The organism is Nocardia sp. NPDC047654, assembly GCF_043205035.1.
Lineage (GTDB): Bacteria > Actinomycetota > Actinomycetes > Mycobacteriales > Mycobacteriaceae > Nocardia.
The window spans coordinates 77,233-101,611 of the sequence record NZ_JBIDDF010000011.1 but is presented as its reverse complement, the minus strand read 5'-3'; the positions used below and the strand labels follow the sequence as shown (position 1 = coordinate 101,611).

23 protein-coding genes are annotated in these 24,379 nt (G+C 67.0%); 11 read left to right on the top strand and 12 right to left on the bottom strand.

The genetic code is table 11. The features are described from left to right. Positions 1 to 9 precede the first annotated feature (9 nt). Positions 10 to 1,260, top strand: coding sequence for a phophatidylserine decarboxylase associated domain-containing protein (locus tag ACGF7Y_RS24880; RefSeq protein ID WP_393236995.1), 1,251 nt, complete (start codon positions 10 to 12; stop codon positions 1,258 to 1,260). Between the two features lie 494 nt (positions 1,261 to 1,754). Beyond that, positions 1,755 to 2,549 (top strand): aminoglycoside phosphotransferase family protein, encoded by a 795-nt coding sequence (locus ACGF7Y_RS24875; protein WP_393236992.1) that lies wholly within the window; start codon positions 1,755 to 1,757, stop codon positions 2,547 to 2,549. 52 nt (positions 2,550 to 2,601) lie between these two features. Here the strand turns inward: ACGF7Y_RS24875 and ACGF7Y_RS24870 are convergent, their stop codons facing one another. Next, complete coding sequence (locus ACGF7Y_RS24870) at positions 2,602 to 3,468, bottom strand: crotonase/enoyl-CoA hydratase family protein (protein WP_393236989.1); 867 nt, start codon at positions 3,466 to 3,468, stop codon at positions 2,602 to 2,604. 238 nt (positions 3,469 to 3,706) lie between these two features. Here ACGF7Y_RS24870 and ACGF7Y_RS24865 point away from each other — a divergent pair, with 238 nt between their 5' ends. After that, positions 3,707 to 4,468 (top strand): 3-hydroxyacyl-CoA dehydrogenase, encoded by a 762-nt coding sequence (locus ACGF7Y_RS24865; protein ID WP_393236986.1) that lies wholly within the window; start codon positions 3,707 to 3,709, stop codon positions 4,466 to 4,468. Positions 4,469 to 4,524: 56 nt separating this feature from the next. On the opposite strand, the gene ACGF7Y_RS24860 is transcribed toward ACGF7Y_RS24865, so the two are convergent. Both ACGF7Y_RS24860 and ACGF7Y_RS24855 read right to left on the bottom strand, forming a co-directional pair. Continuing rightward, positions 4,525 to 5,493, bottom strand: a complete 969-nt coding sequence (locus ACGF7Y_RS24860) for a hypothetical protein (protein ID WP_393236983.1) — start codon at positions 5,491 to 5,493, stop codon at positions 4,525 to 4,527. A gap of 75 nt (positions 5,494 to 5,568) precedes the next feature. Continuing rightward, entirely contained in the window at positions 5,569 to 6,330 is a 762-nt protein-coding gene (locus ACGF7Y_RS24855; protein WP_393236981.1) for a DUF4239 domain-containing protein, read from the bottom strand. Positions 6,331 to 7,041: 711 nt separating this feature from the next. On the opposite strand from ACGF7Y_RS24855, the gene ACGF7Y_RS24850 reads away from it, so the two are divergent. The 5 genes from ACGF7Y_RS24850 (at position 7,042) to ACGF7Y_RS24830 (ending at position 13,084) form a co-directional block, all read left to right on the top strand. Next, the gene (locus ACGF7Y_RS24850; RefSeq protein WP_393236978.1) at positions 7,042 to 8,157 is read left to right on the top strand and encodes a hypothetical protein; all 1,116 of its coding nucleotides are present in this window, start codon (positions 7,042 to 7,044) and stop codon (positions 8,155 to 8,157) included. 358 nt (positions 8,158 to 8,515) lie between these two features. Beyond that, positions 8,516 to 9,787, top strand: a complete 1,272-nt coding sequence (locus tag ACGF7Y_RS24845) for a cytochrome P450 (protein ID WP_393237362.1) — start codon at positions 8,516 to 8,518, stop codon at positions 9,785 to 9,787. Between the two features lie 169 nt (positions 9,788 to 9,956). After that, positions 9,957 to 11,390, top strand: coding sequence for a hypothetical protein (locus ACGF7Y_RS24840; protein ID WP_393236975.1), 1,434 nt, complete (start codon positions 9,957 to 9,959; stop codon positions 11,388 to 11,390). 132 nt (positions 11,391 to 11,522) lie between these two features. Continuing rightward, positions 11,523 to 12,398, top strand: coding sequence for a DUF4231 domain-containing protein (locus ACGF7Y_RS24835; RefSeq protein WP_393236972.1), 876 nt, complete (start codon positions 11,523 to 11,525; stop codon positions 12,396 to 12,398). Positions 12,399 to 12,700: 302 nt separating this feature from the next. Further along, entirely contained in the window at positions 12,701 to 13,084 is a 384-nt protein-coding gene (locus tag ACGF7Y_RS24830; RefSeq protein ID WP_393236969.1) for a VOC family protein, read from the top strand. Positions 13,085 to 13,216: 132 nt separating this feature from the next. On the opposite strand, the gene ACGF7Y_RS24825 is transcribed toward ACGF7Y_RS24830, so the two are convergent. From ACGF7Y_RS24825 to ACGF7Y_RS24815, 3 genes are all read right to left on the bottom strand, one after another. Further along, positions 13,217 to 13,657, bottom strand: coding sequence for a hypothetical protein (locus tag ACGF7Y_RS24825; protein WP_393236967.1), 441 nt, complete (start codon positions 13,655 to 13,657; stop codon positions 13,217 to 13,219). A gap of 122 nt (positions 13,658 to 13,779) precedes the next feature. Next, positions 13,780 to 15,339, bottom strand: coding sequence for a serine hydrolase (locus ACGF7Y_RS24820; RefSeq protein ID WP_393237359.1), 1,560 nt, complete (start codon positions 15,337 to 15,339; stop codon positions 13,780 to 13,782). A gap of 170 nt (positions 15,340 to 15,509) precedes the next feature. Further along, positions 15,510 to 17,231, bottom strand: a complete 1,722-nt coding sequence (locus ACGF7Y_RS24815) for an FAD-dependent oxidoreductase (RefSeq protein WP_393236964.1) — start codon at positions 17,229 to 17,231, stop codon at positions 15,510 to 15,512. Between the two features lie 186 nt (positions 17,232 to 17,417). Here ACGF7Y_RS24815 and ACGF7Y_RS24810 point away from each other — a divergent pair, with 186 nt between their 5' ends. Then, a complete protein-coding gene (locus ACGF7Y_RS24810) occupies positions 17,418 to 18,113 on the top strand; it encodes a TetR/AcrR family transcriptional regulator (RefSeq protein ID WP_393236961.1) in 696 nt (231 codons plus the stop codon). Between the two features lie 135 nt (positions 18,114 to 18,248). Next, positions 18,249 to 19,157, top strand: a complete 909-nt coding sequence (locus tag ACGF7Y_RS24805; protein WP_393237356.1) for an NAD(P)H-dependent flavin oxidoreductase — start codon at positions 18,249 to 18,251, stop codon at positions 19,155 to 19,157. A 5-nt stretch (positions 19,158 to 19,162) separates the two neighbouring features. Here ACGF7Y_RS24805 and ACGF7Y_RS24800 read toward each other — a convergent pair whose 3' ends face one another. The 6 genes from ACGF7Y_RS24800 to ACGF7Y_RS24775 form a co-directional block, all read right to left on the bottom strand. Beyond that, entirely contained in the window at positions 19,163 to 19,357 is a 195-nt protein-coding gene (locus tag ACGF7Y_RS24800) for a hypothetical protein (RefSeq protein WP_393236958.1), read from the bottom strand. A 35-nt stretch (positions 19,358 to 19,392) separates the two neighbouring features. Beyond that, positions 19,393 to 20,712 carry a glycoside hydrolase family 1 protein gene (locus tag ACGF7Y_RS24795; protein ID WP_393236955.1) on the bottom strand — a complete coding sequence of 440 codons (1,320 nt, stop codon included), beginning with the start codon at positions 20,710 to 20,712 and terminating at the stop codon, positions 19,393 to 19,395. Between the two features lie 329 nt (positions 20,713 to 21,041). Next, positions 21,042 to 21,527 carry a MarR family winged helix-turn-helix transcriptional regulator gene (locus tag ACGF7Y_RS24790; RefSeq protein ID WP_393236952.1) on the bottom strand — a complete coding sequence of 162 codons (486 nt, stop codon included), beginning with the start codon at positions 21,525 to 21,527 and terminating at the stop codon, positions 21,042 to 21,044. Between the two features lie 76 nt (positions 21,528 to 21,603). Then, positions 21,604 to 22,299 (bottom strand): NAD(P)-dependent oxidoreductase, encoded by a 696-nt coding sequence (locus ACGF7Y_RS24785; RefSeq protein ID WP_393236949.1) that lies wholly within the window; start codon positions 22,297 to 22,299, stop codon positions 21,604 to 21,606. A 99-nt stretch (positions 22,300 to 22,398) separates the two neighbouring features. After that, the gene (locus tag ACGF7Y_RS24780) at positions 22,399 to 22,887 is read right to left on the bottom strand and encodes a cupin domain-containing protein (protein WP_393236946.1); all 489 of its coding nucleotides are present in this window, start codon (positions 22,885 to 22,887) and stop codon (positions 22,399 to 22,401) included. Then, complete coding sequence (locus ACGF7Y_RS24775; protein WP_393236943.1) at positions 22,884 to 23,717, bottom strand: NAD(P)H-binding protein; 834 nt, start codon at positions 23,715 to 23,717, stop codon at positions 22,884 to 22,886. Before ACGF7Y_RS24775 ends, ACGF7Y_RS24780 begins: the two co-directional genes overlap by 4 nt. 175 nt (positions 23,718 to 23,892) lie before the next feature. Here ACGF7Y_RS24775 and ACGF7Y_RS24770 point away from each other — a divergent pair, with 175 nt between their 5' ends. After that, on the top strand, positions 23,893 to 24,375 hold the full coding sequence (locus ACGF7Y_RS24770) for a nitroreductase family deazaflavin-dependent oxidoreductase (RefSeq protein WP_393236940.1): 483 nt from the start codon (positions 23,893 to 23,895) through the stop codon (positions 24,373 to 24,375). The last annotated feature ends 4 nt before the right edge of the window (positions 24,376 to 24,379 follow it).

Genomic DNA, 24,379 nt, shown 5'->3' with positions numbered 1-24,379 from the left:
AGGACAGTCGTGGACCTGGACCGGACCGAATCGATTTCGCCACTTCGTGGCTACTCGCCGCATATGGGTCCCGAGATCAGTGCGTTCCTCGCAGACACCGTGCGGGAACTCCGCGGATCGGGCACCGGACCCGGCCGGTGGTCCCCTCCGGTGCGAGCGTTCGCCGACTTGCTGTGGCGCGACCCGGTCGTGCACATGTACACGCTGGCCATGCTCGACGAGGTGCCGGAGCCGCACCGCACGGTCTCCGACATCCCCGAGCTGGTCCGAGCACTGGACCTGCTGTCGACGCGCGCTCCGGAATACAATCCGGACCCCGGGCGGTCGAACTTCTTCCCGGTCTCGACGCTGTTCGTGCACATGATGGAGACGCCGGCAGGCCGGGTGCTCTACCGCAACACCGCGTTCAACGACGGATTGCGGCGAATCCTCGCGAGCTGGTGCGCGCACCTCGACTCCCCGGAATCACGCGATGTGCTGCATACCGGCGACAACGGGTGGTTGTGCGCATCCTCGTACGAGCGGAACAACCTGCACGACTACATCATTCCCGACCCTGCGGATCCACACTGGGGCTTCGCGTCGTTCAACGACTTCTTCCACAGGCAGATCCGGACTGACAGGCGCCCCGTCGCCGCGCCGCACGACTCGCGAGTGATCGTGTCCCCCAACGACGGCACGCTCTACAAGGTGGCCCAGGACGTCAGGGGCTTCGATCGGTTCTGGATCAAGTGCCAGCCCTACTCGATCTATCACATGCTCAACGGTGACCGCATTTCACGAAAGTTCGAGGGAGGGACCGTATTGCAGAGCTTTCTCGACGGCCGGAACTACCATCGCTTCTGGTCGCCGGTCGCGGGAACCGTGACCAGGATCGAGACCGTCGCCGGTCTGATGTTCAGTAGTGTCGATGCTCTCCGGGGTGACACGACCGCAGGCACGTACTCCCAGGCCTACATGTCGTGTGTGAACACCAGAACCATCTTCACCATCAATGCCGAGCATCCGGGCATCGGGACATTCTGCCTGGTGGCCATTGGTATCTCCGAAATATCGTCCATCTCGATGTCCGTCGAGGTGGGCAGCACAGTGCGCAAGGGCGCAGAACTCGGGTATTTCAGCTACGGTGGAAGCAGCGTGTGCCTGGTCTTCCGTCCCGGTGCGATCCGCGAATTCACCATCGATACCGATCTCACCGGCACCGAGCTCGGTGTTCGGGGGATCGCGTTGCGGGCCGGCCAGGGAATCGCGGTGCACTAGTGCCAGAAGGTTCTCCGCGGATCCGTGCCCGCCGCGTGAGTTGGCGACGGATTCGGCGAACAAAGGTATGATGTCGGCCACCACGTCGCCCAGCGTCGAGGGGCCGGGCAGGAGTCGGTAACCGCCGCATCGGCCGGAGCGATCCGCAGTGGTGCTTTCGCCGGCTTGACGGAGTCCAAGGGCACCCATTGTCGGACAGTGAGTGACGTGGCCGTTGACCACCGGTGGAGTGCGCGTATTCGATCGCTGCGCTATTCGTCGACGGTGTCGCCCAAGATCCTTGCCGACGTGTTGATCGCGGTATAGCGGTTGAGTCGTGGCGGCGAGCTCTCGGTCTGCGAGGGAAATCGGGTTGTCGGGACTGATGGTCCGGGTCCAGGATGACGTGGTGGGTGATGCTCCCGTCGATGGTCGTGCCGGGATCCACGCGGCATTGGTTGAGCGCCTGATCAGGACCCAGTTTTCCGCAGTGGGGCGATCTGCTGGTTGCGCCGGTGCCGGTCGAAGGCTGGGACAACCGCACCTACCGATTAGGCGCGGACATGGCGGTGCGGCTGCCGACAACGGCTACCTATGCGCCGGCGGTGGCGAAGGAAAGCGTCTGGTTGCCTCGGCTGGCACCGATGCTGCCGGTCGCGATCCCCACGGTGCTCGCGGTCGGAGTTCCGGGCCATGGATATGCGTTCTCGTGGTCGGTACGTGATTGGCTGCCCGGCGATACGGCCGACAGGGCTGCTATCGGCGACATGACCGAGTTCGCTGCCGACGTCGCGGACTTCATTCGCGCGCTGCAGCGATGCGATGTCAGCGCCGCCCCTCTCGCCGGCGCGCAGAGCTTCTACCGCGGTAGCCACCCAGCGCATTACCACGAGCAGACCCGGCGCTGCCTACAGGTGTTGTCCGGACGTATCGACGTTCGACGGGCTACCGAGGTTTGGGAGTCCGCTCTGGCGGCAGAATGGAACGGGACTCCGGTGTGGTTCCATGGTGACATCGCTGCCGGCAATCTCTTGGTAGCCGAGGGGAGATTGACGGCTGTCATCGACTTCGGGACTTGCGGTGTCGGGGACCCTGCCTGCGATCTGGTCCTTGCCTGGACGATGCTGTCCGCAGGCAGCCGCGCGACGTTTCGCCGAGTACTTGCTCACGATGATGCCACATGGACACGGGCGCGGGGCTGGGCGCTGTGGAAGGCCCTGCTCACCTTGATCGAGGCCGCAGACCACGATCCCGACCGGGAGATCGCCAGTTTTCGGGTGATCAACGAGGTCCTGGCCGACGATCTGTAGTCGGCCGCGGGGATGCTGTGCCGATGGGCGGAGTGCGCACCTCGAACGCCTTCTACCGCCGAGGATCTCGAGGCCGGAACGGCGGGACCGCCAGATCGTGGCCGAAGATGTCCGGGAGGTCGCGCTCGACGCTGTCGGGGAATCGGGCGGGCCGCTTCTCCAGGAAGGCCGCCACGCCTTCCCTGGCGTCGGCGGCGGCGCCTCGGTGGTAGATGCCGCGAGATTCGATGCGGTGGGCGATCATCGGGTGCTCGGCTCCGAGGTTACGCCACAGCATCTGCCGCGACAGCGCCACCGACACGGGCGCGGAATGTTCGGTAACTCGGTGGGCGAGCGCGCGAGCCTCGTCGAGCAGCGTGTCCGCGGGATGCAGCGCGGAGAACAACCCCGCGTCGAGCGCTTCGCCCGCCTCGACGAGACGGCCCGAGTACACCCAGTCCAGCGCGGTCTGCATCGGCACCAGGCGGGGCAGGAACCAACTGGAACAGGACTCGGGAACGATGCCGCGGCGGTTGAAGACGAACCCGATGCGGGCGTTGTCGACGGCCAGCCGGAAGTCCGCCGCGAGCGTCATGGTGATGCCGACGCCGACGGCGGGTCCGTTGACGGCGGCGATGACGGGTTTGCGGGATTCGAACATACGCAGGACGACTTCTCCGCCGGTGTCCCGGAAGGATTCCGCGGCGTCCGCATCGCCCGCGACGAAGGTCTCCGCACCCGCCGACAGATCCGCGCCCGCGCAGAAGGCGCGGCCGGCGCCCGTGATGATCACCGCTCGAATTCGATCGTCGCGGTCGCAGGTGTCGAAGGCCTCGATCAACTCGGTCCCCATGGCGGTGGTGAAGGCGTTGAGCTGCCGCGGGCGGTCGAGGGTGATGGTGGCGATGGCGTCGGAGACGTCCAGGCGAATATCGGCCATACCGGACAGCTTGCCATCTCGCCGACATCCCTGCTCCTGCCGGGGGTTCGCACCGCCCGGGACGGCGATAGTGCCGACTCGAATGAGAATGGCTGTTTACTTAGTGCGCCGTGGACGGTTAGCCTGTCGCCGTGTGCCGATTGGTCACGACACCTGGCTCCCCGTCCAGGGGCGGCAGCGGAAACCAGTCGGCCGACGTTTCGCGCCGTTGTTCGGCAACCCGGAGAAGAGGAGTGGGATGGAGATCAGCAACGCGGTCGCGGCGGTGACCGGTGGTGCTTCGGGACTCGGCTTGGCGACCGTGCGGGAGCTGCACGGCAAGGGCGCCAAGGTCGTGATCGTCGACCTGCCGTCGTCCTCGGGCGAGGCCGTCGCCAAGGAACTCGGCGACGGCGTGGTCTTCGCCGCGGCCGACGTCACGAACGAAGAGCAGGTCACCGCCGCCCTCGATGCCGCGCAAGAGCTGGGCGACCTGCGCATCGCGGTGAACTGCGCGGGCATCGGCAATGCCATCAAGACCGTGGGCAAGAACGGGGCATTCCCGTTGGCGGACTTCACCAAGGTGATCAACGTCAACCTGGTGGGCACCTTCAACGTGATCCGGCTTGCCGCCGAACGGATCGCCAAGACCGATCCGGTGGGCGAGGAGCGGGGCGTCATCATCAACACCGCGTCGGTGGCGGCGTTCGACGGCCAGATCGGGCAGGCGGCGTACTCGGCCTCAAAGGGCGGGATCGTAGGCCTGACCCTGCCGGTGGCGCGTGACCTCGCGGCGATCAAGATCCGCGTGGTGACCATCGCGCCGGGACTGTTCCACACTCCGCTGTTCGCCACGCTGCCCGATGAGGCCATCGCCTCCCTGGGCGCGCAGGTCCCGCACCCCTCGCGACTGGGCGACCCTGCCGAATACGCCGCGCTCGCGCGGCACATCGTGGAGAACCCGATGCTCAACGGCGAGACCATCCGCCTCGACGGTGCCATCCGGATGGCGCCCCGCTGAGGTAGGTGCTGCGAAAGGGCGTGAACCGGGCGAGTGCGGCCGTACCTCTCGCCCGGTCAGCGGGTTCGTTTGGGGCCGGGTGATATACGGATACCGACGACGGTGATGACCGTGACCACCAAGACCGTCATGAGCCTCATGAGGTTCCAAACGGCAGGGTCTCGGGGCGGTTCGGCGGCTTGCACGTCCTTTCCCCGCTGACGGCTGGGTGGGGACGAGGGCAGCGCGGCGAGGGGGCGTTCGGCCTGGAGCGGTAGCTGCGTCGCGACCGCGGCCGGTGACGGAACGATACGGAATTCGGGGGCGGGCGGGCCGAGTTCGAGTGGGCTCATAGGCACCGGCGGCGGGGTGGGAAGCAGCAACAAGCAGGTCAGCAATGCGCTGCCGGAGAAGGCGCTGCCGACGCCCGCGCTGCCGAGGGCCGATCCGCTCGACCCCGTACCGACGAGGCTCGATCCCGGGCCGATGAGGCTGGATCCGAGGGAGCCGAAGCCGCTGCCGGTCGCGAGCCCGAGCACGAGCAACGCGCTGCCCGTCGCGGCGCTGCCGGTGCATGCCGCCTGGACGCTGCCCGTGTCGAGTCGCAGCGACTCGGCCGGACTACTCGCCGTGATGTCCGGGTGGGCCGTCGTGTCCGCCGCGCGGGATGTGCCGTCGTCGAGTTGCGCACGCCCGGTGGCGAGAAGCCCGCCACGAGCGCCACCGGTCTCGGCGCTGCCGGTTGCCGGACGACCGGCGCTGCCGGAAGGGAACCGAACCGGACCGAGAGCCAAAGACCCACCGCTGGTCGCGCCCTCGGCGTCGAGGCCTGAGGCACTGCCGGACGACGGGGTGCCTGCGTCGAGGCTGGAACCATTGCCCGGGAAGGTGCCCACGGGGTCGGAGCCGGGGGCTGCGCCCGAACTCCCCGTCGCCAGGTCGCCGAGGGGCAGCCAGGGCAGCGGGTCCGCTGATGCTTCCAGGGGTCGAGCCGCGAGTGCCGCAAGGGTCAGCGGCAGCATCGCGGTGGCCAATCCTCGTGCCATCCGATGTGTTCGAGTTGCGTCACGGTTGCGTCGCATGTGCAGTCGCCTCGTCGTAGTCGAAACCGGGCCGGAAGGTCACGTGGTGTGCTGATACCGGGACAGAGCGAGTTCGAAGGCTTCCTTCGGGACCACGTTCCCACCGGAGAACGGCTCGTCGAGGTTGTAGATCGCCCGGATCACCACACCGACGATGGCGCCGAGCAGCGCGGTGGTCACGACACTGCGCTTGGTGATCTGCACACCGGAGAGGACCACGCTGAACAGCAGGAGGACCGTGCAGATCCACATGGCCAGATAGAGGAAGCCGGGAACCCGGTAGCCTGCGTCCAGCGCACGGTCGGCGCGCGCTTGGGCCACCGCGTCGAGGCTGGTCAGGGCGCTGGTACGAAGCGTGTCGACCTCGGTGTCCGCAGTGTCCACCGCGGCCACCGCGTCGCGCAGGGCGTCGAGGGTGTTCTGGGTGGATTGACTGAGATGACCGTCGTCGGCCATGACGGTCCATTCCTCGGTGAGGACTTGCTCGGTGTAATCGCGCACCAGGCCCTGGATTCGCGTGTGGGCGGGCTCGGGCATTCCGTGCGCGGCCCAGTACGTATCGATGAGCGCCTTGGCTTCGGCGATGGTGTGGTTGCGCGCGTTGTCGTACTGCTGCCAGGCGATCACCACGATGAACGCCACCACCGCCATGAAGATCGTGTTGATCAGGTTGAGCACCAACGCGCCGACCGTGTCGTCGTCGGTCTGCCGCCAGGTCTTCGGATGTAGGCGATCTCCGGCCACGAAGACGACCACCGCGACGAGCGCGGTGAGAGCAGGCACGAGAAATTCGAAGGCCATGCGGGGACTCCGTTCTGTCTGAAAGGTTCTCGCGACCGCCGCGTCGGCGACGTTCCGCAGGCCTGTCGCACTACGGGGGTTGGTGCACGGGTGTGTATCGAGCACCGCCGGGCAAGCCGTATCCGGGGTCGGAGGGTGCGCCGGTCCCCAGTTGTTCTGCGTCGGTCCGCATCTCACCCGAGCGGGATCGTCTCGGAGCTGATCGGGTCCTAGTCCTGCGGATCGGACATGGCGGGATCCCGCGAACTCGTCGAGACGCACATCAGGTATCGGTCAGGACACGAGCCGGACCTGTCTCGATCCGAGCACTTCGATGGTCATGCGTGGCCCTCACCCCCGAGATGGATTCCGAGACCGTCGACGATGGAGCTGTCGAGGGTCTGCGTTCGTTCGGATCAGATCAGTGATGCACAGCAAATCGATACGCGACACGGTGCCCGTGCGAACCGGGCGCCGTGGAAATCTTCTACCCAGCAGATCATTCTGGACGACATTGATGGTAGACCGCGAATCCAGCTGCGCGTGGCGAAATTTCGGAGATAGGTCATGGCAGTGCGGATGGCCGGAGACGTCCCTGGCTTCTCCATAGCGTGGGAACATGAGGGATGCGCGATCGGAGCGGGGCCGTGTAGGCTTTGCGCAGCTACCGATCGGCGTAACAGGACTGCCCCGGGTCGCGAAACCCGCGTCCGGACAACAGAAGAGCCACAGATGACCAGATTCGCGCATTATGTCGGCACCCTGCCTGCCGAACTGATGACGGGTGATCGTGCCGTCATGCAATGGTTTGCCGACAACAGCGAGGGACGGCCGGTCACGGCGGTGCCTTGTGACCTCGATCCGGACTGGATCTTCGACTACCTTCGTACGCGCAAGCAGCACGCCGACGTCTTCGAGATCGTGCGGGCGGGCGAGTACACCGACTACAGCGATTTCCCCAGCTACGGTGTGCGGCCCGGGTGCACGCTGGAGCCGCGGCACGTCTCGATGGACCGCGTCGAGCGCATCGGCCAGGTCGTGGACGCGTTCGAGGCGCTGCGCGGCGACCGGCCCGAGCTGGCCGGGACGAAAGTGCAGATAAGTCAGCCGAACCCGCTGGACCTCGCGATGTTCGTCTTCGCGGGCGCCGCGGTCTCCGCTGGGCTCCCGGTCGGGCCGGCGGTGCGAGGTTCCCGGTTCGTGGTCGATGCGCTGCGGCACCTACCGGTGTTCACCGAAGCCGTATTGCAGGAGATGACCCAGGTCGTCGAGCGGTACGGCGATCGCGTCGTCTTTCAGGTGGAGTCACCCATCGCGCTGCTGAGCGTGGTCAGAGCCGAGCAACTACGTTCGCAATGGGCGCTGGCGCCGCTCGTCGCGCGGCAGCTCGCCGGTTTTCTCGGGCGGATGCACGAGGTCGGGGCGGAAGCGATCGTGCACCTGTGCTACGGCGACTATCAGCACAAGAGCCTGCTGACTCCACGCAGTCTCACCCCAGCGGTGAAGTTGCTGCGTCGTACCGGACGGTTGCTGAACAAACAGGGAACGCGACTACCCCCGGTGCACATCCCGTGCGCCCACGGCGCCGAACCGGCACCGCTGGATCCGCGGTTCTACGCACCGCTGCGCAAGCTCGACGACGAGTGGAGAGTGATCGCCGGTGTCGTCTCCCCGGACTCCCGCGAAGACAGCGCCCGCGCGCTCGCTCTCTTCGAAGAGGCGGCCGGACGCACGGCCTATGGTGTCGCCACCGCCTGCGGCCTCGGCCGATGCACCGTCGACGACGCGAAGCAGGCGGTCGCTACCACGGTCTCGTTGACCGGCGTCGGTGACGAACGCCAACCGTAATCCGCCCGGCGGTGGCCTGCGGCCGGTGACCGCAGGCGGCGTGCCACGTCCTCCGCGCGTCGAGGACGAACTCGGGCAGGCCCGCGACCACCGTGCGCTCGGATGCCGACCAGCGCCTCCGCCGAACTCTCGCCGTCGGATGCGTCGAATTGCGTTGTCGCGAACCCGCTCTCGCGTGTTCGCCGGTGCCGCCTTCGTCGGCGCCACGACCGGAGCGTTGCTATGTTGCTAGCGTAGGCGGGTCGCCGAGCTCTGGATTACAGGTCTCGGCAGGCACGTGTACCCGCTCACTGACCACGATCGTCGAATTGCTGTTCCATAACCTGGAGTCACGTTCTTGACCACACCACAGTCCCCGATGGCCGCGCCGCACACCACTGGAACCGGAGCGTGCCCCGTCCAGCACGGATCCCCGATGGAGACGGACGCGCCGCGCGTCGAGCTGTACACCAAGGAGTTCGTCGCGGACCCGCATCTCGCGTACCGGGAGATGCGCCGTAAGCACGGCTCGCTGGTCCCGATCGAGTTGGCGCCCGGTGTGCCTGCCACCCTGGTGATCGGCTACCAGACGGCGGTGCGCATCCTCAGCGATCCCGACCATTTCCCCGCCGATCCCCGCACGTGGCAGAAGACCATCCCCTCGGACTCGCCCGTGCGGCCGATGATGGAGTGGTATCCGGCCGCGCGGTACAACACCGGCCTCGCGCATGACCGCTATCGGCATGCGTCCGTCGACGCCATCGACGGGATCGATTTGTTCGACGTGCCGACCACGGTCGAGAAGCTCGCTGTCCCGCTGATCAATTCCTTCTGCGAAGCCGGGTCCGCCGACCTGGTGACCCAGTACGCGTTTCCGCTCGTTCTCGACGTCCTCAACGAGATGGTCGGTTGCCCGGGCGAGATCGGCGAGCGGGTCGCGACCGGCATGGCCGCCCGCTTCGACACCGTCCGGGGCCCCGAGGGCATGAAAATGCTCAAGGAAGCGTTGATGCAGCTCATCCGGCTCAAGCGCCGGGAACCCGGCGACGACGTCACCTCACGGCTGGCGCATCACACCACCGACCTCGACGACATCGAGATCTTCGCCCAGCTCATGAGCTTCTACGGTGCCGGTTTCGAAGCGCAGCGCAATCTGATCACCAACGCCGTGCTGCTGATGATCACCGACGACCGGTTCCGCTTCGGCGACGTCCTCGGACGCAACCTGTCCACCACCGACGCTCTCGACGAGGTCTTGTTCAACGACCCGCCGATGGCGAACTTCTGCACGACGTATCCGCGGCAGCCGATCATGGTCGACGGTGTCTGGTTGCCCGCGGACCAGCCGGTCGTCATCAGCCTCGCAGGTTGCAACAACGACCCGGAGATCCGGGGGACCGACGAACCCGGCGGCAGCCGGATCGGCAACCGATCCCATCTGGCATGGAGCGCGGGCCCGCACGCGTGCCCGGCAAAATCCGTCGCGTACATGACGGTGCAGAACGCCATCGATCAGCTGTTCGACGCCCTGCCCGAAATCCAATTGGCCAGGCCCAAGAACGAACTGCAATGGCGTCCGGGCCCGTTCCACCGAGCTCTGGCGGCATTGCCGGTCGTCTTCCCGAAGTCCGCGCCGGTGCGCATCGGGTAGGACGGGTCGCGGCCGGCCACCGAACGGCCGACCCCGCATGAGATGACAACGATGTGCCCGGGCTGTTCCTGGTCCATACTGGTGCGGCGACGGAAGCCGTCGACGATACAGGGGATGCGGACGTCGGTGTGGATGTTCGTCGGCACAGGGGCGGGACGGTGCGCCAGCGGTGGTCAGCGGAATGGGCGGCAGCGAGTTGTACGCTCGCGTGCGGGGCGAGGAAACCGCGTCGTTCCGCTCGGCGGGCGGTAACGCCGTTCGATTCGTGGCGTCGATAGCGGCCGTGGTCGTGGTCTGGGCGCGTGGGCCGCAGTTGCTGGCGCTCTGGGTCCCCGTAGTGGAGTTGTCGACGTGGCGGCAGCTGGTGTTGTTTCCGCTGGCGGTGCTGGGGGTTGGGGCGTTCGCCGCCGGTGCGGAGACCGTCACCGACGCATCGCAAGGGTTGCGGGCCAGGTCCATCCGGCGGCGCGTGGACCGCGATCCCGATCAGATCGCGATGCTGGTGCCGCCGCTGGAGACGCACCGGGCCACGGTGCAGCGGATCCGCGGCCACGGCCGTGCAACGGTGCGGCGACTGCTCTGGATCGCGGTATCGGTCGCGCTGGGCGTGTGGGTACTGGCGGCCGGGCTGACGGTGCAGGAATCCGACGGGACGCGGCGTCCCGCACCGGAACTGGAGCCCGCCGTCCTCGGCCTCGTGTTCCTGTCGGCGGCGGTGCTGCTGGTGTCGGTGGTGCTGCGGTGGCGGCGGTGGAGTGCGAGCCGTGCGGTAGAGAAGTGGTCCCAGGACCCCGCCTACAGCGCTAGGATCAGCCGGGTCGGCCCGGACCCCACGTCGTCCCCGGCCGCAATTATCCCGGCACTCACCGTGAAGTTCATCGCCCCGCCGAGGCGTCAGGGGAGCCTTCAGCAGGTCTCGCCGCAGTCCAACGTGATCGGCGCGAAGCCGGTCCGGATCGCCTATCTTCGCCTGTTCGACAATCGAGCGCGCGCACGCGAATTCCTGCGTGGCGCGTGGCGCGAGTTCGGATATGTGCATCTCCTGCGCAGCGCCGCGTCGGTGAGCCCGGAAGAGGTTCGGAAAGTACGCAGGAACAATGCCTTCCGTACCATGTTCGTAGCATCACCGCGCATGTTGCGCGAGGAACTGGCGAAATACTCGGCCGAACCGTTGCCGCCAGGGCGCACGCGCTTGCTTGGGGTGACCGATCTGGCGGTCCGGGTCCGCGATCCCGCGGGCAGCTACCCTGTGCGTTCGATCCTCTGTCACGTCAGCTTCTGGCAGGCGGCCGTAGACATGCTGTTGTCCCGGGTCGACTACGTCGTGCTGGATCTGGCCGGGTACGTGCCCGCCAACGCGGGAACACGCTTCGAATTGCAACGCGTTATCGACCGCTTTCCCATCGCCAAGGTCATCTTCATCTGCGACGATCAGAGCGATCGGGCATTCCTCGAGGCGCAGGTGCGGTATCACTGGTCGCGGATGGACAGCGGATCACCGAATTCCGGCGCCACCCCGCGAACCGCTCGTATCGCTGTGACCGACGGTAATCGGGCCACTACCCGGTATCTGATGGCAAATCTGCAAGTTCGCCGTGGGTGACGCGGCATCCGTCGCGGAACACGGATTCGCAGCTGGAAGATTTCGCAATTCCCGAGCAGCGCAAATGGATTCGAGCGGCACCGGTTGCCTGTTACGCTTCGGCCATGTCGGTTCGAACGCGCCTGGCTGCCCGTGCGGCACGCTGACGACTACCCCGGGCTGTTCCAGTCCGCGGATACGGCGTCGCTGTACGGCCAGAAGTTCTATCTCCGCGCCTACGGAGCTCGGCTCTGGCTGGCGGTGCTGGCGGCGGCGTGCGCGGCGTTCACCGTGCGCGTCGGCTCCGCGCACACGGATGTAGCGGCCATCCTGACCGCCATGGCCTTCGTCGGAATCCTCGCCGTGGACGTGGGTGTCCTGCGCGGCCGTCCGGGTAAGTCCTGGTACGAAGGTCGCGCGCTCGCCGAGTCGGTGAAGACCTTGACCTGGAAGTACGCGGTGCGGGGTGCGCCGTTCGTCGGGACGCTGTCCCCGGCCGAGGCCGATCGGATGCTGATCGAGCGCATCATGCTGCTGCGCCAGGACATCTCGGCGCTCGCCCTGCGGCCGACCACCGCGCCGACCATTACCGACCGCATGCGGCAGCTGCGTTCGGCTCCGTTCGACGAACGGCGCCGCGTCTATCTGGACGATCGCATCAGGGAACAACAACGGTGGTACGCCGCCAAATCCGGCTACCACCAGCGCAGATCGCAGGTATACGGCACGCTGGCACTCGTTTTCGAGGTGGCGGGTGTGGCCGGGGCGCTGGCGAAGGCGTTCAACGCGGTCACTTTCGACCTCGCAGGCATTTTCGCGGCCGCCGTCGCGGGACTGGCCGCGTGGTCGTCGGCCCGCCAGCACAGCACCGGCGCCGCTGCCTATGCCGTCGCCTCGAACGAACTGAGCATCGTCGCCGAAGTGCTGGAACAGAACAGCACCGAAGCAGCCTGGGCGGACGCCGTATCCGACGCCGAGGAAGCGATCAGCCGCGAACATACTCTCTGGCGAGCTTCGCACGGCGAATAACGCCCGCGACCGGCAGCCGTCTTTCATCGGACGTCCGATGGTCCGGCGTGGCTGCCGGATTTGACCGGGGACAGTGCTTACCATGATCACGCTGTGTGACGTGGCGGCGTCGCATAGCGAACGGGGAAGCGGCCCGTCCGGCGGAAGCGTGACGCCGGGCGGGCCGTTGCGTTCGGTCGGTCCGCGCCGGGATCGTGCGGTCGAATCCCGGAGGCACGCGGTGAGCTTGCTTGTGCGGCCGAGTTTGTCGCCGGTCGGGGCGGGTAGGCAACGACGAATGGCGTAGGTCAGGAGGTCGGAGTATGACATCGAACAGTGCCGTCGGACAGTTGCGCAGCGTCGTGCTGGACTGCCCCGAACCGCGAAAACTCGCCGGGTTCTACCGGGACCTGCTCGGGGGAGACCTGCTCGAGGACGATGACGACGCCTGGGTGGTGCTGGTGGAGACCTCGGGCAGGCGCATCGCGTTTCAGACGGCGCCGCAGTACAAACCGCCGCGTTTCCCGGACCCCGCGGCGTCGCAGCAGGTGCATTTCGACGTGTTGGTGGACGACATCGAGCAAGCCGAACCGGCGGTGCTCGCGTTGGGGGCGACACTCGTGCAAGCCGAAACCGATGGAGCGTTCCGTGTTTACGCCGACCCGGTGGGGCACACGTTCTGTCTGGTATGGCTCCCGGACGACTAAGGAGCCGGACAGGCCGGGCGCCCTGCCCGGCCTGTCACTTTTGCGGCGATCACGCGATATGCGACGAATGCCCTGCGTGGGGATCGACCGGGTAGTGGCGAGTGCCTGCCGATCAACCTCGAACGCCGCCTCTCATTCGGGCGGTGCCGGTCGACGGATGTCGTCGGCCACCGATCCGCCCGCGACGTCGGCGGCGACACCGATCTGCTCCTCGTAGGGCAGGTCGACCGGCACGCGGTCGCTGTCGGAGGTGATGTCTTTCAGCCTGTGGTCGTCGTCCTCGAGTCTTCCGCTTTCCTCCGTCTCGGCGGCGCGGTTCGGGTCGACGTCCGGCTCCTCCTCGGCGAGCCGGTCCCCGATCGGTCGTGGATGAGCTTGCTCCCACGGTGTCACGCCGTACTTCGTGACGCCGCTCCAGTGTTCCGGCGGGTCCATTCCGGCCTCCAGCGGGTCGGAACGCAGTCGGTCCTCGTCGAGATCCTCGGCGCTGTTGAGCGCCGCCGGATCGGATTCGACCGAGTCGGGTGCCCCCGTGTCCTGCGGCGGGTCATAGGTCTCGTTCGGTTCGGTCATCACTGCCTCCTCTCCTGCATTCAGCGACTTCCCGGAACTGTCGGCAGCAAACCTTCGGAGAGGGGTCCAACAGCGCCCGGCGAGGGACACGCACCCCGGCCGCGGGCTCAGGGCCGGCGAAGTCACCTACGGGTGAACACGCCGAGGTGTTCGATGTCGTAGTACTCGAGGGTGAGCTTGCCGTCCTCGAAGGTCGCCCGGGAGACCGAGCCGTGGTTGGCGTTCTCGCCGGCCGGTGTGAAGACGAAAGCGTCGCCGTCCCAGTGCTTCAGTGGGAAGGTCATTTTGTTCGGGCCCAGGCTGAGGGTCAGGGAATCGCCGGTGGCGGCGATGGTCGCCGGGCCGTAGTAGGGATTGTCGTAGGTGCCCGTATACGAGGCGGACGGTCGAGCGGGAGCGGGGTCGGCGGGCGGCCGCTTGCCTGCCAGCGCCCCTGACGGGGCGCCCAGCGGCTGGAATGCTGTTCGATAGAGCGAGCGCCAGTCCTGCTGGACCTTCCCGAACTGGACCAGGTCGGCGAACTCCGCGTTCAGCGTTTCCGGCACGCCGATCGGAGCCGCGTTGGTGAGTGTCACGATGCCGACGTCGGCGGAGGGAATCAAGGTGAACGCCGTGCCCGCACCGAGGCCGAATGCCCCCGAGTGACCGAGTACTACCCGGCCCGAGGCGGAATCGCCGACGTTGAAACCGAATCCATAGAACCCGGCGCGCGCGTCGGGCGTCTTCGGCGGCGCCGACACCGCCTGCGGGGAGATGGCGGGCAGAAGATCCTCCGGTGGCACCAGGACGGAGCCACCCGCGGAGCCGTTCGCGAGCACCATCGTCATCCACTTGGCCAGGTCGGCGACCGAGGAACTGACCCCTCCCGCCGGAGACTGGGCGTCCGGTTGACGCTGGGGATTGGCCGGCTCGTACTTCCCGTCGACCAGAACGTGCCCCTCGGCCCGGTTCGCGCGAGCCGCGAAGTCGGCGAAGCGAGAACTGGTCGATGTCATGCCGAGCGGGCGGTAGATCGTCTGTTCGGACAACGTCTCCCAGTCGGTTCCCGCCGCCGTGGCCACGGCGACAGCGGCCGCGGTCAGCCCGAAATTGGTGTATTCGTAGGAGTCCCGGAAGGCGCCCAGCGGCAACAGCCGGAGCCGGTCGATGATCTGCCCGCGGTCGTAGCCGAGGTCCTCCAGCAGGTCACCCGCGTGATCGGGCAGCCCGGAGCGATGCGCGTACAGGTCGCCGACCGTGACGTGCTCGGTGACGTAGGGATCGGCGAGCGCGAAGGACGGCAGCAGCCGGTGTACCGGAGTGTCCCATTCGACACCCCCCGCGGCGATCCGGCGAGCCACGACCGTCGCTCCGACCGGCTTGGACAGCGACGCGAGCTGGAAGACCGTATCCGGGTCCACCTTCTCCTCGGTCACGACGTCGCGGACGCCGAAGCCCCTGCTGTACACCATTTTTCCACCGTGCACCACGGCGACCGCCATGCCGGGAACACCCGAAGAGGTGAGCAGGCTCTCGGCGAGGTCGTCCAGTTCGCCCACGGCATCATCGATCCGTCCGTCCGGTATCGGCACACCGGCGAACCGGTCGGGTAGCACCGTGGAACCGGACGGTGCTCCCACCTCGGCGGAGTCCGCTTCGTCGCCGCCGCACCCGGTGAGGGCGAGAAGGACGGCCGTCGCCATCGCCGTGGGAGCGAGCCATCCACGCCGCCGTGTGCTCACCGGTCGCCTCCTGGCTGTCGTAGCGACAAAAGACCAGATAAAGGCTAGTTGAGCAGAGGTAGCTGCGTGGCATGTTCTGGCGTCAGCGGCGGCCGGGTTTCTTCTGAGTCCGCCCCCATGGGTCCGCTGACCTACCCGGCGGCGGGCGTTTCCCGGATCTGCACGATCGGAAGCACCAGAGCCGCGGGCGAACTCGCCGGAACGACCGGGTTCACCGGTGCGACGGGAGCGATACGACGGTATCCCGTGCCCACCAGGGGGCGGGTGTCCACCTCGCCCTTGTTGGGCCAGTACGCCGCCGCGCGTTCGGCCTGCGCGGTGATCGTCAGCGACGGGTTGACACCCAGGTTGGCCGAGACCGCCGCGCCGTCGACCACGCTGAGCGTGGGGTAGCCGTACACGCGGTGATAGGCGTCGATCACGCCGTGCTCGGCGTCGGCTCCGATCACGGCTCCGCCCAGGAAATGGGCCGTCAGCGGGATGTTGAAGATCTCGCCCCAGCTGCCGCCCGCGATGCCGCCGATCTTCTCCGCGACCCGCCTGGTGACGTCGTTGCCCACCGGGATCCAGGTCGGATTGGGTTCGCCGTGGCCCTGTCTGCTGGTGAGCTTGCGGCCGAACAAGCCGCGCTTGGTGTAGGTGGTGATCGAATTGTCCAGGTGCTGCATGACCAGCGAGATGATGGTCCGTTCGCTCCAGTTCCTGGTGCTCAGGAAGCTGAGCAGGTTCATCGGATGCCGCAGCACCAAGCCCAGGAAGCGCAGCCAGCGCGGGATGCGCCCACCGCCGTCCACCATGAGCGTCTGGAGCAGGCCCATGGCGTTGGAGCCCTTGCCGTAGCGGACCGGCTCGATGTGCGTGTCCGGAGTGGGATGGATGGAGGAGGTGATCGCGACGCCCTTGGTGAAGTCGACGCCGGGGCGCACCTTCTTGGTGGCCGCGCCGACGATCGATTCCGAGTTGGTGCGCGTGAGCATGCCGAGCCGATCGGACAGGTCCGGCAATACCTTTTTGTCGCGCATGGCGAACAGCAGCTTCTGCGTGCCGCGCGTGCCCGCGGCGAGCACGACGTGCGAAGCGGTGAGCGTGCGGGGCTGCTTGCGAAGCCACGCGCCGGTGCGGGCGGTGGACACGTCCCAGGTGCCGTCGGGATGCGGACGCAGCTCGGTGACCGTCGTCATCGGAATGATCTCGGCGCCTGCCTTTTCCGCCAGGTAGAGGTAGTTCTTCACCAAGGTGTTCTTGGCGCCGTACTTGCAGCCCACCATGCAGTCGCCGCATTCGACGCAACCAGTGCGCTCGGGGCCGACGCCGCCGAAGTACGGATCCGGCACCGTCTTGCCCGGCTCGCCGAAGAACACGCCGACGGGAGTCTGCACGAACGTGTCGCCGACGCCCATGTCGTCGGCGACGGCCTTGAAGACCTCGTCGGCGGGCGTCAGATGCGGATTGCGCACCACGCCGAGCATCTGCTGCGCACGCTCGTAGTAGGGGGTCAGCTCGTCGCGCCAATCGGTGATGTCACGCCACTGCGCGTCGCGGAAGAACGGCTCCGGCGGTACGTACAGGGTGTTCGCGTAATTCAACGAACCGCCCCCGACGCCCGCGCCGCCGAGGATGAGGACATTGCGCAGCGGATGGATGCGCTGGATTCCATAGCAGCCGAGCGCGGGCGCCCACAGGAACTTCTTCAGCTCCCAGCTGGTCTCGGGCAACTCGTCGTCGGCGAAGCGCCTGCCCGCCTCCAGCACGCCGACCTTGTAACCCTTCTCCACCAGCCGGAGCGCGGTGACGCTGCCGCCGAACCCCGAACCGACGATCAGCACGTCGAAATCCGTCGTCCGCTGGTCCATGTGGAACTCCTCGATCGTGTCGCCAGTGACTCGGCTAACACTACTCTCCGGTAAGTAACGGTCCGCAACTCGGCTGGAAACGGCGGATCACTGCGGTAACGCGGTTTGCCGGCTGTTGCCCGTCCCGTTTTCAGAGCGCTGCTCTCATTAGTTGACAACGCTCTCTGAATGGCGCATGGTTTTGTCATGCCGACGACACCGCGTGCCCGAGCCAGGGCCCGGACCATGAACGACATCGTCCGGATCGGGCGCGAACACCTGGCGACCGACGGCGCCGCCGCCCTGTCGCTGCGTGCGGTGGCGCGTGACCTCGGCGTGGTCTCCTCGGCGGTGTACCGATATGTCCGTAGTCGCGACGAGTTGCTGACCCTGCTCGTCGTGGACGGTTACAACGCGCTCGGCGACGCGGTCGACGGCGCGCTGGCGGCCGAGGCCGATCCGATCGACGGGTTGCGGGTGCTCGGGCGAACGGTACGGCGCTGGGCGCTGGCCGAACCCGCCCGCTACGGGCTGCTGTTCGGCACGCCGGTCCCCGGTTACGACGCACCGGCTGCCGAGACCATCGCGCCGGGCACCCGCGTGATCGCCACGATGCTGACCCTCTTCGCTCGGGCGTACGGAGCAGGCGAACTCGTGGCCCCGGCGGGGGAGCTGCGGATATCCACCGCTCTCGCGGGCAGTTTCACGCGGATTCGCGACCAGTTCCGGCTGGAGGTGCCCGATTGGCTGATCGTCCGCGGCGTGACGTTCTGGGTCGGTCTGTTCGGGGCGGTGAGCGCGGACGTCTTCGACATGTACGGCGCCGACACCTTCGCCGACCGGGGGGAATTGTTCGAACTGCAACTCGACGGGCTGTTGGACATGCTCGGTCGCCGGCCGTGATCCGCACCCGCGACGGGGGAGTCCGTGATCGGTCGTGGCGGCGTGTGTTGCGATGGAGGCGTGACTTCCTCCGAACAGCCCCCGGCACCCGATATCAGTGCGGCGACGGCATGGGCGCGCCGGATCGGTGCACGGATGCCACTGGTCAACGCGCCGATGGGTGGCGTAGCGGGCGGACGGCTCGCCGCGGCGGTGACCGCGGCCGGTGGACTGGGCATGATCGGGATGGGCAGCGCCGGATCGGTCGCGGCGCTGGAGGGGGAACTGCCGCACATCCGGGGCTTGGACGGGCCGTTCGGCATCGGTCTTGTCGATTGGGTCGTCGCGCGGGAGCCGCGGCTGCTGGAGGTCGCGATCGAGGCTCGTCCCACCCTGATCTCGGTGAGCTTCGGCGCGGACCTGGATTGGACGGCTCGCGTCGCGGACGCGGGAATCGTCCCTGCCACCCAGGTCTACAGCGGGCAGGACGCGCGGCGTGCGCAAGACGCGGGCATCGGTGTCCTCGTGGCCCGCGGCGTGGAGGGTGGCGGACACGGCGCCGTGAACGCGCCGCTCCTGCCACTGCTGGACGAGGTGCTGGACGTGGCGACGGTCCCCGTGCTCGCGGCGGGCGGCATCGGGGCACCGCGGGATCTCGCCGCCGTACTCCGAGCGGGGGCCAGTGGCGCATGGCTCGGTACTTGTCTGGCGGCGTGCTCGGAATCGCTGCTGTCGGATGCGGGCCGCCGAGCCCTGCTCGACGCGCGCCGCACCGACACCGTGCTCACCCGCGCCTACGACGTGGGGATGGAATTGCCGTGGCCGGTGAGGTTTCCCGCGCGAGTGCTACGCACCGGGTTCACCGACCGATGGACCGGACGGGAGGAGGAACTCGCCACGGATCCGGTGGCCAAGCACGCGCTCACCGCCGCGCTCGCCGCGAACGATCCGGCCGTCGCGCCGATCGACGCGGGCTCGGGCGTCGATCTGGTCACCTCCGTGGAACCGGCCGCTCGAGTGCTGGAGCGGCTGTGGTCGGGTGCGACGGGATCGGTCGCGGGCTGAGCGTTTCAGTCCTCGCTGCTGGTCCGCTCACCGATATAGCGGAGCAGCTCGGGATCGGAGGAGGTCAGCCGATCGACTTCCGCATCGCCGGTGCATTGGTAGAGCGCGACGGTGACGGAACCGGATCGGCGCCCGGCGACCCGCCAGATACCGCCCGCGTCGGCCCAGCGCCGGAGTACCGCGACGGGGTCGTCGGTCATCGCCTACCTCCACTCGCCGACATGCGGCTTCGATCTCACCGCGGCACGGTGACTGGGTCGGAGCAGCTTGCCGGACCGTCCACGAAAGAGCAATCCTTCGGCGCGCGGGTCGGGCGGTACCCGGGTGCGACGCCGCCGGCTCGGGTGATGTCCGTGTAGGCGGCCACCGCATCCGTGGGCTTGCGCGTCAGCGCCGGATCGGTGCGGACGTCGACCGTATACAGGCCGAAACGTGGTGTGTAGGAACCCCACTCGTAGTTGTCGGTGAGGCTCCAGTAGTTGTAGCCGATCAGGTCGATGCCGTCGGCCTTGGCGCGCTGCAGCCAGTAGACGGTGTCGCGGAGGGAATCGGCGCGGCCGTAGCCGTCCGCCCGTGGCAGGCCGTTCTCGGTGGGCATTCCGTTCTCCACGATGTAGAGCGGCTTGCCGGGGAACTGGCGCGCGTAGTGCTGCAGCGCGTAGTAGATGCCTTCCGGCTGCAACGGATTCTTCCACAATTCGGTGAGGTTCCCCGTGGTAGTGAGGCTGTCGGGGGAGAGGCCGTAGTAGTAGTCGATGCCGATGTAGTCGAGCTTTGCGCCGATCCTGTCCACCAGTGGTTTGTTCACCACGTCCTCGGCGGCCGGGATGTAGGCGACATTGCTGGTCACCATCGCGTCCGGCTGAACTCGGTGAATGAAGTCGTAGATGCTGTTGTGCGCCTCGGCGATCCGGTCCTGCATCGCGGGCGCGGCGGCGGGCGGCAATCCGCCGTTGCGCAGTTCGTTCACCACGTAGAAGGTCGGCTCGTTGAACGTGACCCACAACGGCTTGTACGTGGCGTAGCGATCGACGACCGTGCGTGCGTTGGCAAGCCAGTCCTCGACGATTCCCGCGTTGTTCCAGCCCCCGCGGTCGACCGCCCAACCCGGATAGACCCAGTGGTCGATGGTGATCATGGGGCGCATACCCGCGGCCGTGATCGCGGCGAGGACGTCGTCGTAGAACCGCAATCCCTCGGGGTCCCACTTGCCCGGCTCCGGCTGGAGCCGCGCCCACTCGATGCCGATGCGGTACACCTTCACGCCCAGGCCCGCCGCGAGGGCGATGTCCGAGCGGTAGCGCGAATAGAAGTCGATCGAATCCTGATACGGGTCCGATGTCTTACCGGACGCGACGTAACGAGACCAGTTGCTGTCCGGGGCATGGCCTTCCGACTGGTACCCCGACGCGGCGACGCCCCAGAGGAAGTCCGGGCCCATCGGCGTGACCACGGCGGGTGGCGCGGGCCGAGCCGCCGCCGGAGCGGCGACTCCGAGTAAGGCGGCGGCGACAGCCGCGAGGGCGGCCGAGACGCGGCGGGGGTGGGAACGCATCGAACTCCTGTTCCGGAAGGGGCGACGGGCGCTCGTGGACCTCTGGCGCACGGATGGGGTGGAGGCCACGGGGGACAGGGTAACTGGTCGCTTGTCCGTTTTCAGGAAGACGGGGAGGGCTGTCCAGGCGAAACGAACTTCTCTGACTTGCTCGGATGGCTACGGAGGGGTGGAAGGGCAGCCTCTGGCGGAATTTAAAAATATGGATATGTAGATATGCGCATCTAACAATGTCTCTTCACCGAAACGTCAACATCACATCCGCACCAAAAGAAAACCAGCAAGGAGAGGAGGGGCCCGTGCTCGGGCCGGGGATCCGGGGATTCCGGTCAGGCGAGTTCGTCGGCCGACTCGTGGCCGGCGGCTGCGCTACGTCGGAGGAATTCCGCGATCAGCTCGAGTTCGGCATCGGTGTAGCCCTCGCAGATGTCGTCCATCCGGCCGTTCATTCCACTGAATATGCGGTAGAGCTCTGGGTTTCGGTCGTGCAGTGCACGCACGGTGACCGCGCGTCGGTCGGCGCCCTCGGGATCGCGCTCGCGGATGACCCACCCGCCACGCTGGAGGCGGTCCAGAATGCCGGTCAATGTCGCCGGGTGCAGACCGGCACGTGCCGCCAACGCAGTGGGCGTCAGCGGCCCGTGTCGGTTGATCAAATCCAGGCAGGTCCAGTCGACGTCCTTCAGTTCCACCTTGTTGCCGAAGCGGCGGTTGAGCACGGACAGCTGGGTGTTCAGATCGCGTAGCGCCTCTTTGACGGATGTGACCAACCGCCGGTGTCGCCGGGTCGCGGCCGGATCGACTACGGAACTCATCCAAGTCACCTTCACGATTCTTTGTATGGATTCCGTATTATACGCACCACCAACTGGAATAGGCGCCGCCGTGCGCTCAGTGCTTGCCGAGCGCCTCGGTGCGAATCAGTCGCAGCAGGCTGGGATTATTCGAGGTGGTGACGACGCTGACGATCTTCTGGACATATCGGTCGTCGTCGACGAGCCCGAGCAGGCAGGCGGCCAGGTCCGCTCGGGAGGTGAACCGCCCCTCGGCGTGCCCTTCCGCAACGGTGTAGTCGGTGACGAGCGCGGAGGTGTACAGGCCACTCGGACGCACGACCGTCCAGTCGAGTTCGGTTTCTGTGAGCAGGGATTCCATCGCACGCATATCGTCGTAGAGCGTTTTGCCCATGACCTGCGTGAGGTAGGGCTGCAAGACGCGATTGAACAAAAATCCCGCGTCCGCATATGGTCTGGGGTCCACGGCAGTGGACGAGACGACCGCGATACGGCGTACCGCGTGCTTGCGCATGGCGGCGACGATATTGGCGACTCCGGCCGAATACGTCGTGATCGGTTGCTTGCTGTAGGGCACACCGAGTGTCGACAGCACGGCGTCGCCGCCCGCGATCGCGCTCTCGACGGACTCTGCCGCATGGACGTCGCCCTCGAACGTCGTGAGCCGGTCGTGTTCGAGCGGGAAATCGCGTGGCTTGCGAGTGACGGCGACGACGTCATGGCCGGCCGCGAGAGCCTGAGTGGTCAGCAAGCGGCCGGTGGGACCGTTCGCCCCGAAGACGATGAGACGCATGGATGTTCCTTCTGAGTTGGTGCGGGCCGCGGAAAGCGGCACCGGAAGTGGGGCAGGGGTGCTTCGTTGATGGGCAGAGCGACCCGTTCGGCACTGGCGTCAGAAGCCCGCCCCGGGGGAGGGTCGCAGGATTTCGACGCCGTGGCGGGCGGCTGCGGCGGCGAGGAGGGTGGTGTCGGGCGGACTGGTGGGCGCCGGAGGGAGAGACAGGGATTCGGCCGGACGGCCGGTTTCGGCGAACCATTGCTCGAATCCGCCCGGTGTGATCAGGGTCAGGAACCGGCAGATGTCCGAATCGACGCGGTAGGCGTGCGGCAATCCGCGTGGCGCGAAGACAGTGGCGCCGGTGGACACCCGAAATCGCTGGTCTGCGATATGCACGGTGAGCTCACCCGCCAAGACGATGAAGATCTCGTCCTCGTGCTCGTGCCGATGCGGCGGAGCCGCGGTCCCGCGTCGGCAGGTGTGCCTGGTGATGGCGAGCCGGCCGTCGGTCTGGCTGGCGGTGGCGTCGAATTGGATCAGCGCGCCGAGGTGCCAGACCGCGCGGTCCACGTCGTCACCGGACCGGAGCGGGGACGGCGTCACGACCACTCCGCCCGGTGATCGGCGGCCCATGTCGCGAAGGAGCGTGCCGGACGCCCGAGAATCGCGTCCACCTCGTGGGTGACGGTGGGCGTTCGGTCGAGTTCACGAGCGTAGCGGTCCATGAGCGCGAGTACGAAGCGCTCGTCGAGACCTTGCCCGATCATCGCGCGCGTGGCCGCTTCAACCGGAACCTGCTGAAATCGAAGGGGTTTGCCGATCGCGTCGCCGATGACGGCGACCATCCGCTCGAGGCTCACGGCCGCGGGACCGGTGATGGTTATGCGACGGCCGAGGAGGCTGTCGTCCCACATGGCCCGTGCGATGACGTCCGCGACATCCTGTTCGTGGATGACCGCCTCGGCGAAAGACGCATACGGGCCGAAGACGGTGTCACCAGCGGCCACTTGCTTTCGCCACATCGCCAATGTGTTCATGGCGAACGAACTCGGTCGTACGCTCACCCACGGCAGTCCGCTCGCGACGACCGCCCGCTCGACCTCGGTGTTGCGGTCACCGTTGTATCGGGAGGGCTGATGAGCGGGTTCGTCGTCGGCGTTGCAGGCCGACATGACGACGATCCGGCCGACACCGCATGTCGCGGCGAGCCGGACCAGTTCGCCGACATGATCCTTGCAGGCCCGCGGGTGGACGAACAGGGCATCGACCCCCTGTAGGGCATCGTTCATCTCTTCGAACGCCACGACTTCCACATCTTCGGGAAAGCCGGTGACGGGTTGTCGAGAGACGGCTCGGATTCTCGTTCCGGCGGATAGCAAAGCGCTGACGAGGGGGCGGCCGACGGTGCCGGTGGCGCCGGTGATCAGATACATGTCAACTCCTATCTAACTCATATCGTATGAGTTAGATATTACATGCGATGCCGCGTCGGTCAATATGAGTTTCGTAATTTATGACTGAAGCCCGACCGTGCGCAGACCTCGGTACGAGGTGTTAGATCTAGAGCGCCTGCCAAGTCGCGAGCTCGCTACGGAAAGGTGTCCCGATATGGTCTCGAATCCGGTGCCGGCCTTGGCTCGACGGCTGGCCCAGCGGCGCTGGGTCATGCGGTCGGCGCCGGTCGTGCTACGGGTCGACCGCTTGATCCGGCGGGCCAGCGGCGGCCGAAAAGGCGTGCTGGATCTGGCGGGGCTGCCGTCCGTCGAGGTCACCGTGCCGGGGCGGAAGACGGGAATCCCGCGCACCACATCGTTGCTCTATGTGCCGCACGGTGCGGACTTCATCGTCCTCGGTTCGAATTGGGGCGGTCCGAAGCATCCGGCCTGGTCGGCGAATCTGCGTGCGGCGCAAACCGCCTCGGTCCGGCACAAGGGCGAGCAGTTCCCGGCCACGGTGCGCGAGATCACCGGCGTGGAGCGTAAGCGCGTCTGGGATCTGGCGGTCGAGTTCTGGCCCGGTTACGCCATGGAGTACGAACTGTCCGGCGGCCGGGTGTTCCGGATCTTCGAGCTGCGCCGCGTATCCGACTGACGGT